Origin of the sequence: Pseudomonas sp. Wu6 (assembly GCF_019891515.1) — a bacterium.
GTDB lineage: Bacteria > Pseudomonadota > Gammaproteobacteria > Pseudomonadales > Pseudomonadaceae > Aquipseudomonas > Aquipseudomonas orientalis_A.
Genome location: NZ_JAFLXH010000096.1, coordinates 1 through 533, shown reverse-complemented (window position 1 = coordinate 533; position 533 = coordinate 1). Strand labels below are relative to the sequence as shown.

Genomic DNA, 533 nt, shown 5'->3' with positions numbered 1-533 from the left:
CGCCGGTGCTTTTCTGGCCGTCGTTATTGCGCGACAGGCTGGCGCGCCAGGGCTTTTGCGCGGTGTTCTTGACCACCACGTCGCTGCCGCCGACTTGCTTGCCGGGGGTCAATTCCATTTGCGCCTGTTTGGACGGCAGGCGGTTGAGCTGGTCCACTAGTTGCTCGATCTCGCGCAGGTTCAGCGCTTCGCCGACCTTGCCGGGAAACGCCATGGCCAATTCGCGTTCGGTCACGGTGCTGCCTTCGGCGCTGCGCAAGGCTTCGAGCTTGCCTTCCACCACCAGCACTTGCAGGTGGCCGGTGGAGAGGTCCTGCTGCGGCAGGTAGGCGCGGCTGGTGACGCGGCCTTTGCCGAGGTAGTAGTCGGTGATGGCCTTGAGCAGGTCGTTGAGCTGGGACACGCCCAGGCATTGGCCGACGTAGGGCTTGAGCAGGCGCTCGCGCTCGGAGGCCGGCAGGCTGTCGGCGCCTTTGAGTTCGATGTCTTTGATCGGGAAGCAACGGGTGTCGGCGGGCGCGGTGGGCGCCTCG

1 protein-coding gene is annotated in these 533 nt (G+C 65.9%); it reads right to left on the bottom strand.

Translation table 11 applies throughout. The annotated features are described in order from the left end of the window. On the bottom strand, nt 1-533 hold a 533-nt coding region (locus tag J1G34_RS27785; RefSeq protein WP_262411977.1), incomplete at both ends, for a POTRA domain-containing protein.